General features: G+C 68.5%; 13 protein-coding genes. 8 read left to right on the top strand and 5 right to left on the bottom strand.

The window, feature by feature from the left end:
- Nucleotides 1-81: 81 nt before the first annotated feature.
- Nucleotides 82-1,452, top strand: coding sequence for an aminotransferase-like domain-containing protein (locus ACYVDN_RS02775; protein WP_460568216.1), 1,371 nt, complete (start codon nt 82-84; stop codon nt 1,450-1,452).
- A 32-nt stretch (nt 1,453-1,484) separates the two neighbouring features.
- On the opposite strand, the gene ACYVDN_RS02770 is transcribed toward ACYVDN_RS02775, so the two are convergent.
- Entirely contained in the window at nt 1,485-2,843 is a 1,359-nt protein-coding gene (locus ACYVDN_RS02770; protein WP_460568214.1) for an LLM class flavin-dependent oxidoreductase, read from the bottom strand.
- 196 nt (nt 2,844-3,039) lie between these two features.
- Between ACYVDN_RS02770 and ACYVDN_RS02765 the strand changes: the two genes are divergently transcribed.
- Genes ACYVDN_RS02765 through ACYVDN_RS02745 form a run of 5 tightly spaced genes read left to right on the top strand, consistent with a single transcriptional unit; the run spans nt 3,040 to nt 8,194 of the window.
- Complete coding sequence (locus ACYVDN_RS02765; protein ID WP_460568212.1) at nt 3,040-4,593, top strand: periplasmic substrate-binding domain-containing protein; 1,554 nt, start codon at nt 3,040-3,042, stop codon at nt 4,591-4,593.
- A complete protein-coding gene (locus ACYVDN_RS02760) occupies nt 4,590-5,627 on the top strand; it encodes an ABC transporter permease (protein ID WP_460568210.1) in 1,038 nt (345 codons plus the stop codon). Before ACYVDN_RS02765 ends, ACYVDN_RS02760 begins: the two co-directional genes overlap by 4 nt.
- A 1-nt stretch (nt 5,628) precedes the next feature.
- Nucleotides 5,629-6,513 carry an ABC transporter permease gene (locus ACYVDN_RS02755; protein WP_460568208.1) on the top strand — a complete coding sequence of 295 codons (885 nt, stop codon included), beginning with the start codon at nt 5,629-5,631 and terminating at the stop codon, nt 6,511-6,513.
- Between the two features lie 3 nt (nt 6,514-6,516).
- Entirely contained in the window at nt 6,517-7,350 is an 834-nt protein-coding gene (locus ACYVDN_RS02750; RefSeq protein ID WP_460568206.1) for an ABC transporter ATP-binding protein, read from the top strand.
- Entirely contained in the window at nt 7,343-8,194 is an 852-nt protein-coding gene (locus ACYVDN_RS02745; RefSeq protein ID WP_460568204.1) for an ABC transporter ATP-binding protein, read from the top strand. Before ACYVDN_RS02750 ends, ACYVDN_RS02745 begins: the two co-directional genes overlap by 8 nt.
- A gap of 1 nt (nt 8,195) precedes the next feature.
- Here ACYVDN_RS02745 and ACYVDN_RS02740 read toward each other — a convergent pair whose 3' ends face one another.
- From ACYVDN_RS02740 to ACYVDN_RS02730, 3 genes are all read right to left on the bottom strand, one after another.
- Entirely contained in the window at nt 8,196-10,262 is a 2,067-nt protein-coding gene (locus ACYVDN_RS02740; protein ID WP_460568202.1) for a vWA domain-containing protein, read from the bottom strand.
- Nucleotides 10,255-11,700, bottom strand: coding sequence for a magnesium chelatase (locus ACYVDN_RS02735; protein WP_460568200.1), 1,446 nt, complete (start codon nt 11,698-11,700; stop codon nt 10,255-10,257). The genes ACYVDN_RS02740 and ACYVDN_RS02735 overlap by 8 nt, the downstream gene beginning before the upstream one ends.
- Before the next feature lie 124 nt (nt 11,701-11,824).
- Nucleotides 11,825-12,394 carry a YbhB/YbcL family Raf kinase inhibitor-like protein gene (locus tag ACYVDN_RS02730; protein ID WP_460568198.1) on the bottom strand — a complete coding sequence of 190 codons (570 nt, stop codon included), beginning with the start codon at nt 12,392-12,394 and terminating at the stop codon, nt 11,825-11,827.
- A gap of 53 nt (nt 12,395-12,447) precedes the next feature.
- On the opposite strand from ACYVDN_RS02730, the gene ACYVDN_RS02725 reads away from it, so the two are divergent.
- Nucleotides 12,448-13,248, top strand: coding sequence for a uracil-DNA glycosylase (locus tag ACYVDN_RS02725; RefSeq protein WP_460568196.1), 801 nt, complete (start codon nt 12,448-12,450; stop codon nt 13,246-13,248).
- A complete protein-coding gene (locus tag ACYVDN_RS02720; protein ID WP_460568194.1) occupies nt 13,245-13,613 on the top strand; it encodes a DUF488 domain-containing protein in 369 nt (122 codons plus the stop codon). The genes ACYVDN_RS02725 and ACYVDN_RS02720 overlap by 4 nt, the downstream gene beginning before the upstream one ends.
- Before the next feature lie 3 nt (nt 13,614-13,616).
- Here ACYVDN_RS02720 and ACYVDN_RS02715 read toward each other — a convergent pair whose 3' ends face one another.
- Nucleotides 13,617-14,459, bottom strand: a complete 843-nt coding sequence (locus tag ACYVDN_RS02715) for a helix-turn-helix transcriptional regulator (protein WP_460568192.1) — start codon at nt 14,457-14,459, stop codon at nt 13,617-13,619.
- Nucleotides 14,460-14,533: the final 74 nt, after the last annotated feature.

The following is a 14,533-nucleotide window of genomic DNA, read 5'->3' as shown; positions in this document are numbered from 1 at the left end:
GCCGCGTCGGTTGCTCACCCTCCGGCAGAGGTCGGCCGGTACAATCGCCTGAAGACGTATGACATTCACCCGGGAGAGGCGATGCCGGTCAGCGAGGCCAAATCCGTCGCCGTGACGCCCGAGTGGTTGCTCGAGAGGGTCGACGCGACGAACGCCTCGACCCTCGGATCCGGCTTGGAAGCCCTCATCGCATCGGGCGAGCTGTCGGCCGGAACGCAGCTGCCGACCATCCGCGACCTCGCCCACGCAGCATCGGTCAGCGTCGGAACCGTGCTGTCGGCCTGGAACCATCTGCGCGACCTCGCACTGATCGAGACCCGACGCCGCGGTGGCACTATCGTCCGCTCGGCGGCACCGCCCACGCGCTCCATCTCGGACTGGTCGTCGATCGACTTCCAGCAAGGGGCTCCCGACGTCGCTCTGCAGCCCGAACTCGGCGACGCGCTGCTCGACAGCCTGACGGCACGCAACCTCAACGTCTTCGGCCGCGAGTACATGACGGAGCGCCTGCAGACCGCGGTCGCTCCGAGCTGGCCGTTCCCGGCCGAGGCATGGATGACCGCGGGCGGTGGAACCGAGGCGCTCCTCCTCGCCACGGCAGCGGCAGCCGCACCTGGCTCCACCATCGCCGTTGACGAGCCGGCAGCCCCCGGGTTCCTCGACACACTGCGCGACCTCGACCTGACCCCGGTGGCCGTCGAGTGCGACGAGTCCGGCCCGCTGCCGTCATCCCTCGCCGACGCCGTCGCCGCGGGCGCCACGGCGTTCGTGTTCCAGCCGGGCGCACCGTACGCTGCGGACCACGTCGTCACGAAGGAGCGCGCCCACGAGCTGGCCGCCGCCCTCGCGCATCCAGATCTCGCTCACGTCTGGGTCGTCGAAGACGACTCGATCGGGCCTCTCGCCGCCGACGAGCCGCCGACGCTCGGTCGTGACCTGCAGGGTCGCGTGCTCCGCGTGCGCAGCTACTGCAAGGCCTACGGCATCGACGTGCGCACCTCGGTGCTCGCCGGTCCGACGAGCCTCCTCGACCGTGCCCTCGCCCTCCGGAGCCACGGCGTCGGGTCGAACAGCCGCATCCTTCAGAACACGCTCGCCTATCTGATCCGCGACCGCGACGCGAACGACCGCGTCGCCGACGCCAGGGTCCGCTACGCCGCCCGCGCTCGCCTGCTCGGCGACGCCCTTCGGGCGCACGGACTGACGGTTCACGACGGAGTGCAGAACATCGTGTCGTGGGTAGAGGTGGCCGACGAGACCGCCGCACTCGTGCGACTCGCCGCGGGCGGCATCATCGCCGGCGCCGCCTCGAAGTCGTACGTCGGGCAGCCGCCGCACCACATGATCAGGATGTCTGCGATGCAGCTGCCCGAGAACGACCCCGAACTCTTCGACCGCCTCGCGGTCGCGGTCGCCGACGCCGCACGAAGCGGCCGCGAGGCCTTCGGATAACCCGCTGGTCGAGTAGCGCGGGGGCGACGGGGCTACGCAGCCGGGTCGGCTGCGAAGCGCTCCGCCGTGTGGCGGTTCTGCGGGATGGGGAGACCCAGGTTTCCACGCAGCGTGCTCGCCTCGTACTCGGTGCGGAAGACGCCGCGCTCCTGCAGGATCGGCAGCACCTCGCCCGCGAACAGGTCGAACTCGCTCGGAGTGCGAATGTGCCAGTTGAGGCCATCGAGCGCCCGCGACTCGAACCACTCCTGAATGGCGTTCGCCACCGTCACCGGGCTGCCGACGAAGGGCGACCGGCTGGGCTTCGTGAAGTGCAGCACCGTCTGCCGCAGGCTCAGCCCGTTCTCGGCGGCGTAGCCGCGCACCCTGTCGCTGGAGGTCTTGAAGCTGCGCTGACCGACATCGTCGGGCAGCTCGGGGAACGGAGCATCCAGGTCGTACTGGCTGAAGTCGTGCCAGCCGAACGACCGGCCGAACTGGGCCAGCGACTTGCCGAAGTCCTGGTCGGCGGTGTGGATGGCGTCCTCCTTCTCCTGTGCCTGGGCGTCGGTGTCCGCGACGACGATGGATACACCGGGCACGATGAGCACGTGCTCGGGGTTGCGTCCGAAGCGCACGGCCCGCTTCTTGAGGTCTTCGTAGAACCGCTGGCCGGCCTCGAGCGACGGTGCGTGGGTGAAGATGCCCTCGCCGATCGCCGCGCCGAGATCGCGGCCCTGCTCCGAGTCGCCTGCCTGGAAGATCACCGGCTGGCCCTGAGCCGATCGCTCGATATTCAGCGGTCCCTCGACACGGAAGTACTCGCCCTTGTGGTTCAGCTTGTGCTGACGCGTCGCGTCGAAGAACACGCCGCGGTCCCTGTCACGCGGGAATGCGTCGTCCTCGTACGAGTCCCACAGACCCTGCACGACCCGAACGTGCTCGAGCGCACGGCCGTACCTGGTGTCGTAGTCGAAGTGCTCGTCGCGGGAGTAGTTGCGGGCCGTGCCCTCGTCTCCGCTCGTGACGACGTTCCATCCGGCTCGTCCGTTGCTGATCAGGTCGAGCGACGCGAACCGGCGCGCCACGTTGAACGGCTCGTTGTACGAGGTGGTCAGCGTGCCGACCAGGCCGATGTTCTCGGTCGAGACGGCCACCGCGGAGAGGAGCGTGAGCGGCTCGAGCCGGTTGAGATAGTGCGGGGGCGAATCCGGCGTGATGAATTGGCTGTCGACGATGAAGATGTGGTCGAACTTCGCTGCCTCTGCGCGCTGCGCCTGCTCGATGTACCAGCGGATGTCGACGCTCGCGTCACCCGGAAGCTCCGGCTCCTTCCACGCGCCGTGCGCGCCTGGCCCACCGACACCGGTGAGTACGGCCCCGAGTTTGAGCTGCCTCTTCTGATCTGCCATTGCCTCGCCTCTCTCTACGTCTAAGAACCATTGAGCGGTGGACGCGATCGAAACAAAAGCCGATTACGCAATGTGACAAACGAGACATAGTTTGTAACAGCGCTGGGAACGGATGCCAAGCCTTCCTAGCATCGTGGCCAGACCTGCAGTCGTCGACGACTCCTGACGACGCGACACAACGACCACGGAGACCACCATGAATCTTGCGCCCCCGCGCCGACGGAACCTCCGCCGGCTGCCAGCAGTGATCGCAGCAGCACTGCTCGCGACATCGGCGCTCGCGGCCTGCAGCTCCGCGAACGGATCGACCGGTCAGGCGAGCGCCGCAGACGGCGGCACCCTCAAGTGGGCCTCGTCGTACGCGCCGTCGAGCTGGGACCCGGTGGTCGATGGCAGTGGTGCGGCATTCCGCATCACCGGCCTCGCATACGCGTCGCTGACCAACACGAACACGAAGGGCGAGGCCGTGCCCGGCCTGGCCTCGAGCTGGACCTACAACGCCAACGGCACCGAGGTCACCTTCCACCTTCGCAAGGGCCTCACGTTCGACGACGGCTCACCACTCGACGCGGCGGCGGTCAAGGCGTACTTCGAGCGCGCCAAGACGCAGAAGAACTCGGCGCTCGTCGGCGAAGGACTCATCCCCGTCGCATCCATCGACGCCGCGAACGACCTCGACGTCGTGTTCCACCTCAGCCAGCCCGACTATCAGATACCTCTGGTCGTCGCGCAACGCGTCGGGCAGATCACGAACCCGAAGGACACCCCGGACAAACTGAACTCCTTCCCCGACGGCGCAGGCCCGTTCAAGCCCGTGAAGATCGTTCCGGGCTCGTCGGCGACCTTCGTCAAGAATCCCGCGTACTGGGATGCTGCGAACATCCACATCGCGAAGGTCGAGCTGACCTTCGGCGCCGACCCGGCGACGATCGTCTCTGGCCTGCAGACCGGGGTGTACAACTTCGCCGACATCCCGTCGAGCCAGGTCAAGGCCGCGCAGGCCGCCGACCTCGACGTGGTGTTCCAGCCGGGCTTCAACGCGAACAACCTCAGCGTGAACAGGGCGGTGGCGCCGTTCGACAACCCGAAGGTGCTCGAAGCGGTCAAGTACGCGATCGATCGCGACCAGATCGTCAAGCAGGTGGACTTCGGATACGGCGAATCGACGACCCAGCCGTTCCCGAAGGGCTACATCGCCTACGACGACCAGTCCGCGAACTCCTACCCCTACGATCCGGCGAAAGCCAAGAAGCTGCTCGCGGAGGCCGGCTACGCTTCCGGCCTGACGGTGCCGTTCGTGGTCTCGGCCGACACACCGCAGAACGAGCTGCTGCAGTCGCAGCTGAAGGCGGTCGGCATCAACGCAGTCTTGAAGGTCGACCCGAACTGGGGCGCCTCGTTCTTCGCGAAGAAGGATGCACTGTCGTCCTACGGCACGACGGGCAGGGACTCGCCCATCCAGACGCTCCAAGCGCACTTCGGTGCTCAGGGCGCACTGAACTCCAGCGGCGTCGACGGCGGGACCGCGTTCGAAGCGGCCGTCTCGAAGGCCCTGGCCACGCCGCTCGACTCCCCCGACTACGCGGCGAACATCAAGGCGGCGACCCGCGCAGGCCTCGCGACCACGGGACTCGTGTTCACCGACAGCGTGCCCAACATCGTCGCCAAGGCGAAGTCCGTCTCGACGCTGCCGAAGATCCCCGCCTACTACAGCTGGACCGGAGTGACGATCGGCGGCGGCACGCCGTGACGGCCGAGGCGGAGCTTCTCGCAGGCCCTTCGAGCACCAGGGTTCGCGCGCCGGGCAATCGCGTTGCGCTCCTGGGCGCGAAGCGGGTCGGGCTCGCCATCCTGCGTCCGTTGGCGATCTTCGTGCCCGTCTTCCTGGTTGGCACCTTCATCACCTTCCTGCTCGGAGCGTTGACCGGCCTGAGTCCTGCATACGTGCAACTGGGCGAGGCCGCGACTCCTGCGGCGGTCGCCAGGCTTAACCACCAGTGGGGCCTGGACCAACCGGTGATCGAGCGCTACTTCACGTGGTTCGGCGGTGTACTGCACGGCGACCTCGGCACGAGCTGGCTGAGCGGGGTGCCGGTGAGCGAGCTCATCGGGCAGCGCATGGCCATCAGCCTCTCCGTCGCGGGCCTCGCGCTCCTGATCGGCATCACCTTCGGGGTGCTGCTCGGCGTGATCGCTGCGCTCACCGCCACGTCGCTGCTCGACCGCATCATCACGGCGTTCGTGTCGTTCGCCTCGGTGCTGCCGCCGTTCGCCGTCGGCATCGCGTTGATCGCGGTGTTCGCGGTGAGCCTCAACGTGCTTCCCTCGGCCGGCTACGTGCCGCCGAGCGCCGGGTTCGGGCCGTGGTTCACGCACATCATCCTGCCGGCCATCGCGCTCAGCCTCGACACGGTCGCCGCCATCGCCAGGCAGCTTCGGGCAGGCATCGTGAGCGCGTACCAGGAGAACTATGTTCTGGGCGCCACCCTCAGGGGGCTCGCACCGCGGCGGGTGTTCTTCGTGCACGTCTTCCGGAATGCGGCCGGCCCGTCGCTCGCGTTGATCGGCTTGCACTTGCCGAACCTGCTCGGCGGCGCCGTCGTGACCGAGACGATCTTCGCGCTCTCGGGTTACGGGGTGTTCGCCAGCCAGTCGGCGCTGCACGGCGACGTTCCGTCGGTGCAGGGCGTGCTCGTCGTCTCGATCGTCATCGTCGTCGTGTTCAACCTGATCGTGAACGTGCTGCTGAACCGCATCGTCCCGTCCGCGGCGAGAGGGGTCTGAGGTGGTCGCGCGGTTGGTGCGGATGCCGACGGCATGGGTCTCGGTGGTCATCCTGCTCGGCGTTCTCGTGATCGGCATCGTCGGCCCGCTCGTGGCACCGCACGACCCGCTCGCCGGTAGCGGCAGCGTGCTCGCCGCACCCTCCACGGCTCATCCGCTCGGCACCGACTACCTCGGTCGCGATGTGCTCAGCAGGCTGCTGTCCGGAGCGCCCGTGAGCGTGCTCGGCGCCGTCGAGGTCGCCGGGATCGCCCTCGTGGTCGGGTCAGTTCCCGGGCTGCTGTCCGTGTACCTCGGGCGCACGTTCGAGTGGGTGACCCTGCGCCTCGTCGACACGCTGATCGCGCTGCCGTTCCTGGTCTTCGCGGTCGCCATGACGGCGCTCCTCGGAAACGGGATGACGCAGGCGATGGTGAGCGTCGGCATCCTGCTCTCGCCCATGGTCTACCGCGTCGTGCGTGCCGCGGCCCTGCCGGTCTCGACGTCGCAGTACGTGGAGGCGGCCGCACTCACCGGTGCCTCGGCGACGTGGATCCTGCGCAAGCACGTGCTCCCCAAGGTGATCGCTCCGCTCGGCATCGCCGCGGCGAGCGCCGCAGGGACCGGGCTCGTCATCGTCGCCAGCCTCACGTTCCTCGGCATCGGGGTGCAGCCCCCTGCGCCCACGTGGGGTGGCATGCTCGCCTCCGACGTGGGGTACCTCGCCTACCAGCCCTATGCGCCGATCTTCCCCATCGCGCTGATCGTGCTCACGGTGCTGGCGCTCAACCTGCTCGCGGACGTCATCAGGGACTCCTCGGGCGAAGGCGGCCGTGTCTTGCAGAAGAAGCGCGCACTTCGCAGGCGCTCTCGCCGCCCCGTCGTCCGAACCGTGCAGGAGGGATGAGGGATGTCGGACGCGAGTTCCTTCGTGGTCGAGGTCGAGAACCTGACGATCCACAACCACTACGCCGAGACGAACGCGGTCTCGGGCATCTCGTTCACGCTGGTACCGGGCGAGGTGATCGGAATCGTCGGCGAGTCGGGGAGCGGCAAAACCATCACCTGTCGAGCGCTGCTCGGCGCGCTGCCCGAGCTGTTCGAGATCGTCGGAGGCGACGTTCGCCTCTTCGACCGTGACGTGCGCACCCTCTCCAAACGGGATTGGGTGCGACTGCGCGGCACCGGCATCGCCGCCGTGTTCCAGGACCCGGCGTCGTACCTGAACCCGTCGATCACCGTCGGCAAGCAGGTCGAGGAGGTGCTTCGCGTCAAGAAGGGCATGGGCCGACGCGAAGCCAGGACGCGCTCGATCGAGCTGCTGGCGGCCATGCACATCCGCGATCCCGAATACGTGCACCACCAGTTCCCGCACGAGCTGTCGGGAGGGATGCTCCAGCGTGCGCTCATCGCCGCGGCGGTGGCATCCGAGCCGGCCCTTCTCATCGCCGACGAGGCCACCACGGCGTTGGACGTGACGGTGCAGGCGGAGATCATCGACCTTCTCGCGGACCTGCGGGAGCGCCTGGGTCTCGCGCTCATCGTCGTCTCGCACGACCTCGCCGTCGTCGCACAGCTGTGCTCGAAGATCATCGTCATGCGCGCCGGTGAGGTCGTCGAGCAGGGCACCCGCGACGAGGTGCTCTTCTCTCCCCAACACGAGTACACGCGTCTCCTGCTCGACGAGCACCACCGGTACGGGCTCGAGCGGTTCCTGGGCCAGGAGGAGGCATCTCGTGACTGAACTTCTGCAGGCGGAGCTCCTGCGGGTCGAGGGCATCGACGTCGCGTACGGACGCGGCCCATCACGCCGCCAGGTGCTCTTCGAGGCGCACCTCACCGTGCGGAGGGGCGAGATCGTCGGACTGATCGGCGAGACGGGGTCTGGCAAGTCGACGCTCGCCCGCACCGTGCTCGGCCTCGTCTCCCCCAGCAAGGGCTCGGTGCGGATCGAGGGCAAGGACGTGACGCGCCTCAGCGCCAGGCAACGGCGGGAGTTCCGTCGGGCGGGCGTCGCCAACTACGTCTTCCAAGACCCGCTACGCAGCCTCGACCCCGAGGCGACCCTTCGCCAGTCCGTCTCGGAGCCCCTTCTCGTGCGCGGCGGCCTCTCACGGGCCGAGATCGAGCAGCGGGTGCACACGCAGTTCGATCGGGTACTCCTGGATGCCGACCTGCTCGACCGGCTGCCCGGACAAGTCTCCGGAGGTCAGCGGCAGCGGGCGGCCATCGCGCGTGCGCTCATCACGGAGCCCTCGCTGCTCATCCTCGACGAACCGGTGAGCGCTCTGGACTCCGCGAACCGCGTGCAGATCCTCGAGCTGCTGCAGAGACTCGCGGGCCCCGACGTCGGTCTGCTGTTCATCTCGCACGACCTCGGTTCGGTCGCGGGCATCACCGACCGGGTGGTCGTGCTCTACCGCGGGCGCGTCGTCGACTCCGGCAGCACCCGCGACGTCATCTCGTCCCCCGCCCACCCGTACAGCAGGCTGCTCGTCGGCTCCGCCCCCACGGTGGCCGGCGCGTCGTCGACAAGGGAGTGGCGGTCGTCGCTGCGCGACGAGATCGACCAGCTCGAGACTCAGTGAGTCACTCGTCGACCCAGAACCCCCGCCAGCCGAACTGGGAGCCCGGGTCGCCGAACATGCCATCGCGTCCGACCGATCCCCAGGCATCCGTCGTGCTGCCGGGCCTCGGCGCTCGCGAGCCGAGGTAGCTGTCCACGACGGCGACCCCGAGGTCGTCGAGCTCCGGTGCGACGACGCGACCCCCGACTCGCCGCGCGAGTCCGTCCACGAAGCGTGCAAGGCCCGGGTCGGAACCGAGGCGGAAGATCGTGATCTGCGCGCCGAGTCGTTGCGAGACATCCAACTCGTCGACGGTGTGCGCAACGGTCACCGGATGGGGCGGATAGGCGAAGTGCACGCTGCCGTCCGCTTCGAGGTGCGACGTCGGCTCGCCGTCCGTGACGACCAGCAGCACGGGCTGTGCGTCGGGGTTCTTGCGAAAGTATCTGTTGGCCAGCAGCAGCGCGTGGTGCAGGTTCGTGCCCTTGTCCCACATGGCATCGAGGCCGGTGAGCTCCTCGATCTCCATCACCTGCGCGTGCCGTGAGAATCCGATGAGCTGAAGCCGATCGTCGCGGAACCGCGTGCGGATCAGGGTGTGCAGTGCGAGGGCGGTTCGCTTCATCGGCACCCAGCGGCCATCCATCGCCATCGAGAACGAGGTGTCGACAAGCAGTGCGACGGCGGCCTGTGTTCGCGACTCGGTCTCGCTGACCTCGATGTCGTCGAGCCCGATCGCCCTGCCGTCGCCGCCTGCCGCTCGCCGAAGAACGCCGTTGAGGATGGTGCGCGGAATGTCCCACGGCTCGGTGCTGCCGAACTCCCACGGCTTCGTCGCACCGGATGCCTCGCCCGCGGCGCCTGCCAGCCGCACGTCGCGCTCCCCCGCGCGCCGGGACATCCGCGTCGCGATGTCTTTCAGAAGCGTCTGACCGAGCTGCCGCATCGCCTTGGGCGTGAGCTGGAGGTTTCCGTTCGAGTCGCGCCGGAACGTGTTGTTGGCGCGCAACGCCTGCTCCAGCTCGCGCAGGGTGCGGGCATCCACCGCGGCGTCGTCGCCGAGCTGTCCTGCGAGCTTGTCGAGGTCGATGTCGTCGAGCCGAGCACCGTCGTACGCCTGCGACAGCTGCTCAGAGAGCTCGTCGAGGTCGGCGAGATCCGCCATCACCTGGGCGCCCTCCGCGAGCCCGAGCGGGCCGTCTCCGTCGAAACGCTCGGAGCCCGACCAGTCCTCGCCGGGCCGCAGGGCCCTGAGGTTGTCGTCGAGCTGGGAGAGGGACTGCATGAGCTGCGGGGAGCCGAACGCCTGCTGCGACAGTCCCATCAGCTCCTCGCGCTGCTCCGGAGTCATCGAGTTGAGCATGCGCTGCGCCGCCGCCGACCTCGCGGCGAGCGCGTCGATCAGCTCGTCGACGTTCTGCGGCTGCTCGGGAAAGTAGTCGCCGTGCTTCTGCATGAAGTCGTCGAAGTCCTGCTGCGTGTCCTCGCCCCGACGGTGCTTGTCGAGCAGGTCGTTGAGGTCGGAGAGCATCTCGTTCACGGCCTGGCGGTCGTCGTCCGAGACGTTCTGCAGGGTCTGCTTCATGCCCTCGAACCGCTGACCGAGCAGCTCCTGCCCGAGCAGGTCCTTGATCTTCTGGTAGTCGGCACGGGCCTGCGACGAGCGCCAGTCGTAGTCCGCCAGCTCGTTCACGGCCGCCGAGGTGGAGGTGGGAAGGTTCTCGAGCCTCATCTCGGCGAAGTCGCGATCCAGGTCATCCATGTCCACATCGCGTGCGAGCTGTTTGCGCTCCTCCAGCACCGCGTGGTCGAGGAGCTTCTGGATGTCCTGCAGCGTGCCACCGAGGTTGTGTCTGCGGAGCAGGTCGCGGCGGCGGCCCTGCACCTGGCGTGCGAGGTCGTCCAGGCCCAGCTGGTCGCGTCCGCCTCTGCGGAGGTACTCGTTCAGCGCGCGCTCCGGCGAGTATCCCGCCATCACGTCCTCGCCGATGGCGTCGAGCGCTTCGGCGAGATCGACCGGCGGGGCCAGCGGATCGCCGCCCTCGTACCGATGGAACCGGCTGACCGGTCCGCGTTGGGGCTCAGCCATAGATCGTCTCGCTGCCATCGGTGTCCTTGCCGATCTTGCGCGCCAGGTAGAGACCCTCGAGCGCCAGCTCGATTGCGGCGGCCCTCTCGCCGTCGGTCTTCGCGCCGAGCTGCTCGACGACCTCGTCGTAGAGCGGCGACTCACCGAGCACGGGGAGACCCTCGAGGAACTCCCGCGCCGTGACGCGTTCGCCGGTCGCGACCATCGCACCGTCCTCGATGGCGGTGACCAGCGGCCCGAAGTCGACACCCCGCAGGTGGGCACGCACGGTGTCGGCCGTCGCCGTGCGAAGCAGGTGGGTGAGCACCTCGGACTCGCGACCCTGCTCCCCCGTCTCGAACTCGATCTTGCCGCCGAGCACGTCGACGGCGGTCTCCAGGTCGACGGTGCGCGCCACCGGGTCATCCTCGCCCCGTGACGTCGAGCGGTGAAGGGCGGCGGCCGCGATCGTCTCAGCACCGGCGATCGCGAATCGGGCGCTGACACCGCTGCGCTGGTCCACCGAGCTCGACTCACGCAGGTTGCGGGTGAATCGGGCGAGGATCTCGATCAGGTGATCTGGCACGTCGGCGACGAGATCGGCCTCCTGACGGATGACCGCGATCTCCGCCTCCAGCTGCCGCGGGTAGTGGGTACGGATCTCCGCGCCGAACCTGTCCTTCAGCGGCGTGATGATGCGGCCGCGGTTCGTGTAGTCCTCGGGGTTCGCGCTCGCGACGACGAGAACGTCGAGCGGCAGCCGCAGCACGTAGCCGCGGATCTGGATGTCGCGCTCCTCCATCACGTTGAGCATGGACACTTGGATGCGCTCAGCCAGGTCGGGCAGCTCGTTGATCGCGACGATGCCGCGATGGCTGCGCGGGATGAGCCCGAAGTGGATCGTCTCCGGGTCACCGAGCGATCTTCCCTCAGCCACCTTCATCGGGTCGACGTCGCCGATCAGGTCGGCGACCGAGGTGTCGGGCGTCGCCAGCTTCTCCACATAGCGCTCGCTGCGGTGCCTCCATTCGACGGGAAGCGCGTCGCCCAGCTCGGCCGCCCTGCGCTGCGACGCGTGCGTGATCGGCTGATAGGGGTGCTCACCCAGCTCGGAGCCGGCGATCACCGGGGTCCACTCGTCGAGCAGGCCACCGATCGTGCGCAGCACTCGCGTCTTGCCCTGACCGCGTTCGCCGAGCAGCACGATGTCATGGCCGGCGAGCAGTGCGCGCTCGAGCTGCGGGATGACGGTGCTCTCGAAGCCGTGCACGCCGGGCCAAGGATCTTCACCGGCTCGCAGTTTGGCGAGGAGGTTGTCGCGCACCTCGACTCGCAGCGGCTTCAGCACGTGACCGGATGCCTTCAGCTCACCGAGCGTGCCGATCTGGGGCGCCGGGGCGCTCGTCGATGAAGAAGGGCTCGTTGGGAGGGGGCTCTGCCCGCTGTGCAAAGGGGTCATGCTTCACGATATGCACGGTGACCCCGCGCGTGCGCCCTGGAGCCAAAAGTGAAGCCTCGGTGGGTCTTCATCGCGACGCCAGGGCCGAGGCGGCTGTGCTGCCTCGGTCTCGAAGCGCCTTCGCTTACGCCTTCTGCCAGCCGATCAGCACGCCGGATGCCAGTACATGGCCGTCGACGAGCGGAAGCAGCTGCTCGAGGCCTGCGATGCCGTGCGAGTCCAGCTCGGTGTCGAGCGCATAGACGTGGAAGCCGTAGTGATGTGCACCGTGACCGGGGAAGGGACGCGGCCCCTGGTACGCGAGCCATCCGTGGAACGCGGGGACGTAGTGCACGGCGAGGTTGCCCGGAGTGAGCGCGCCCTCGCGAACGCCGTCATCGCCGGGCTCCAGCAGCGCGATCATATGGACGATCGGCCTGGCGAGAGGCACGTCGACGTCTTCGATGATGAGCAGCAGCTGCCGCGTGCCCTCCGGCGCGCCGGTCCACTCGAGGGCCGGCGACACGTTGTCGCCTCTGCCGACACCGCTGTGCCGCTTCGGGATGCTCTGACCGTCCTCGAACGCCGGGGACGACACCTTCAGCGTGCTGCCGCCAGACAGTTCAGATGCGAACTGCACGCTGAACTCGGGCTTCGCGTGCTTGCCGCGCAGCACCCAGCCGAGAGGGGTGACGAGGAGTTCGGCAAGCGACATCGCGGGACCTTTCGGTGGATGCTGTGGATACGGCACGAGCGTAGCGTGAAGCCATGCCGCCAAGCCCGCCCCTCGATTCGGCACGCGCAGCGGAGACCGCACCGTCCGCGGCCGCTGCGACCCAGAGTCTGCAGGAACTGGACCTGCTCGTGACGACATGCCGCGCGTGCCCGAGGCTCGTCGAATGGCGCGAGGAGGTCGCACGCGTCAAGAGGGCCTCCTTCCGCGACGAGGAGTACTGGGGCAAGCCGGTTTCCGGGTTCGGGCCCGCCGACGCGGGCATCCTGATCGTCGGGCTGGCTCCCGCCGCGAACGGCGCCAACCGCACGGGGCGGATGTTCACGGGTGATCGCAGTGGCGACATCCTGTTCACCGCCTTGCACGCCGTGGGGCTTGCGAGCCAGCCGCACTCGACATATGCCGACGACGGCATGCAGCTGTACGACGTGCGGATGACCGCTCCTGTGCGCTGCGCACCGCCCGCGAACAAGCCGACCCCGCTGGAGCGCGACACCTGCTCGCCGTTCCTCGTGCGGGAGCTCGAGCTGCTCGCGCCGACGCTGCGCTCGATCGTCGTGCTCGGCGCGTTCGGTTGGCAGGCTCTGTTCTCCGTTCTGACGGCGGGCGGATGGCTGGTGCCCCGGCCGCGGCCGCGGTTCGCGCACGGAGCCGTCGTGCGGTTGACCCATCCGGACGGCCGTGCCATCACCGTTCTCGGGAGCTTCCACGTGAGTCAGCAGAACACCTTCACCGGCCGTCTCACGCAGGACATGCTGGAGGATGTGCTGCGGGCAGCGCAGAACGTTGATGCACCGGGCGAAGCGGTGGCGGAAGAGGGGGAGGTGGCCGGATGACCACGTCGAGGGTTCAGGTGCGGCGCATCTACGATGCACCGGAGGCGACGGACGGCAAGCGAGTGCTTGTCGATCGACTCTGGCCCCGGGGCATCAGCAAGGAGCGTGCTGCGCTGTTCGAGTGGTGCAAGGACGTCGCCCCGTCGCCCGAGCTTCGGCAGTGGTACGGACACGATCCGGAGAAGTTCGACGAGTTCGCCGGACGCTATCGCGCCGAGTTGGATGCCCCGGAGCGCGCAGAGGCGCTCGGCTCGCTGCGCTCGCTGGCGGCCGACGGCACCCTGACTTTGCTCACCGCCTCGAAGCGCGACGACATCAGCGAGGCGACAGTGCTGCAGCAGGTCCTGAGCGAGCCGGCCTTCTAGACCTCACTCGACCAGCTCCTGTGTTCCGAGCACCACGGCGAGCGCGAGTCGCTCCGAGTCATCCGTGCCGGGCTCCGCGGTGTAGACCATGATGCGCAGATCGTCGCCGGCGACGGTGAGGGTGTCGCAGTCGAGGGCGATGCGACCGACGGCGGGATGCTGCACGATCTTGTGCCTGGCCTGTTCGCGATGCGGCGCGACCGAGGCGGAGTCCCACAGCTCGACGAAGCGCGGGCTGTCGTTGCGCAGTATGTCGATCAGCCTGCCGAGCTCGCGGTCGGCCGGATAGCGGGACGCCGTCAGCCGCAGGTCGGCCACCATGGCGGCCTCGAACTCGGCCTTCTCCTCTGCGGTCTGCTCCGAACGATTACCGGGCCCGACGAGGTTGCGCCAGACCGCGTTGCGCTCGACGCCACGCGTGGCCTGTTCGCCCATCAGCGCGCGGTACGGCCCATTGCACACGACGAGGTTCCACATGGCGTCGAAGACGGCGACCGGGGTGCCCTGCAACCTGTCGAGCAGTCGCTGCACGCTGGGGGCGATCCGCGACGAGATGACTCCACGCCCCGGTGCGGCGAGTCCGGCGAGGTGGAAGATGAGCTCGCGCTCGGTGTCGGAGAGCCGCAGCCCGCGCGCCAGGGACTCCACCACCTGCGGTGACGGTGACGTTGCGCGCCCCTGTTCCAGCCGGGTCAGGTAGTCGACGGAGATGCCGGCGAGCCCTGCGAGCTCCTCGCGCCTCAGGCCAGGCGCACGACGGCGACCGGAGACGGGGATGCCCACCGTCTCGGGGCCGACCCGCTCCCGCCATCGCCGCAACGCCGGCCCGAACTCGCTGTTCTCCACCGTTCCAGTCTGCGCGGATGACGCGGCCCTGTCGTGGTAACGGCAGTCCTACGACAACGGGACGACTGCCTCCG

Source organism: Humibacter soli (assembly GCF_054779035.1).
This window is presented reverse-complemented; position numbering and strand designations above follow the sequence as displayed.

Coding starts and splice junctions, on each gene's coding strand:
- ACYVDN_RS02775 (WP_460568216.1), top strand. CDS start 82: ATGCCGGTCAGCGAGGCCAAATCCGTCGCCGTGACGCCCGAGTGGTTG.
- ACYVDN_RS02770 (WP_460568214.1), bottom strand. CDS start 2,843: ATGGCAGATCAGAAGAGGCAGCTCAAACTCGGGGCCGTACTCACCGGT.
- ACYVDN_RS02765 (WP_460568212.1), top strand. CDS start 3,040: ATGAATCTTGCGCCCCCGCGCCGACGGAACCTCCGCCGGCTGCCAGCA.
- ACYVDN_RS02750 (WP_460568206.1), top strand. CDS start 6,517: ATGTCGGACGCGAGTTCCTTCGTGGTCGAGGTCGAGAACCTGACGATC.
- ACYVDN_RS02740 (WP_460568202.1), bottom strand. CDS start 10,262: ATGGCTGAGCCCCAACGCGGACCGGTCAGCCGGTTCCATCGGTACGAG.
- ACYVDN_RS02735 (WP_460568200.1), bottom strand. CDS start 11,700: ATGACCCCTTTGCACAGCGGGCAGAGCCCCCTCCCAACGAGCCCTTCT.
- ACYVDN_RS02730 (WP_460568198.1), bottom strand. CDS start 12,394: ATGTCGCTTGCCGAACTCCTCGTCACCCCTCTCGGCTGGGTGCTGCGC.
- ACYVDN_RS02725 (WP_460568196.1), top strand. CDS start 12,448: ATGCCGCCAAGCCCGCCCCTCGATTCGGCACGCGCAGCGGAGACCGCA.
- ACYVDN_RS02720 (WP_460568194.1), top strand. CDS start 13,245: ATGACCACGTCGAGGGTTCAGGTGCGGCGCATCTACGATGCACCGGAG.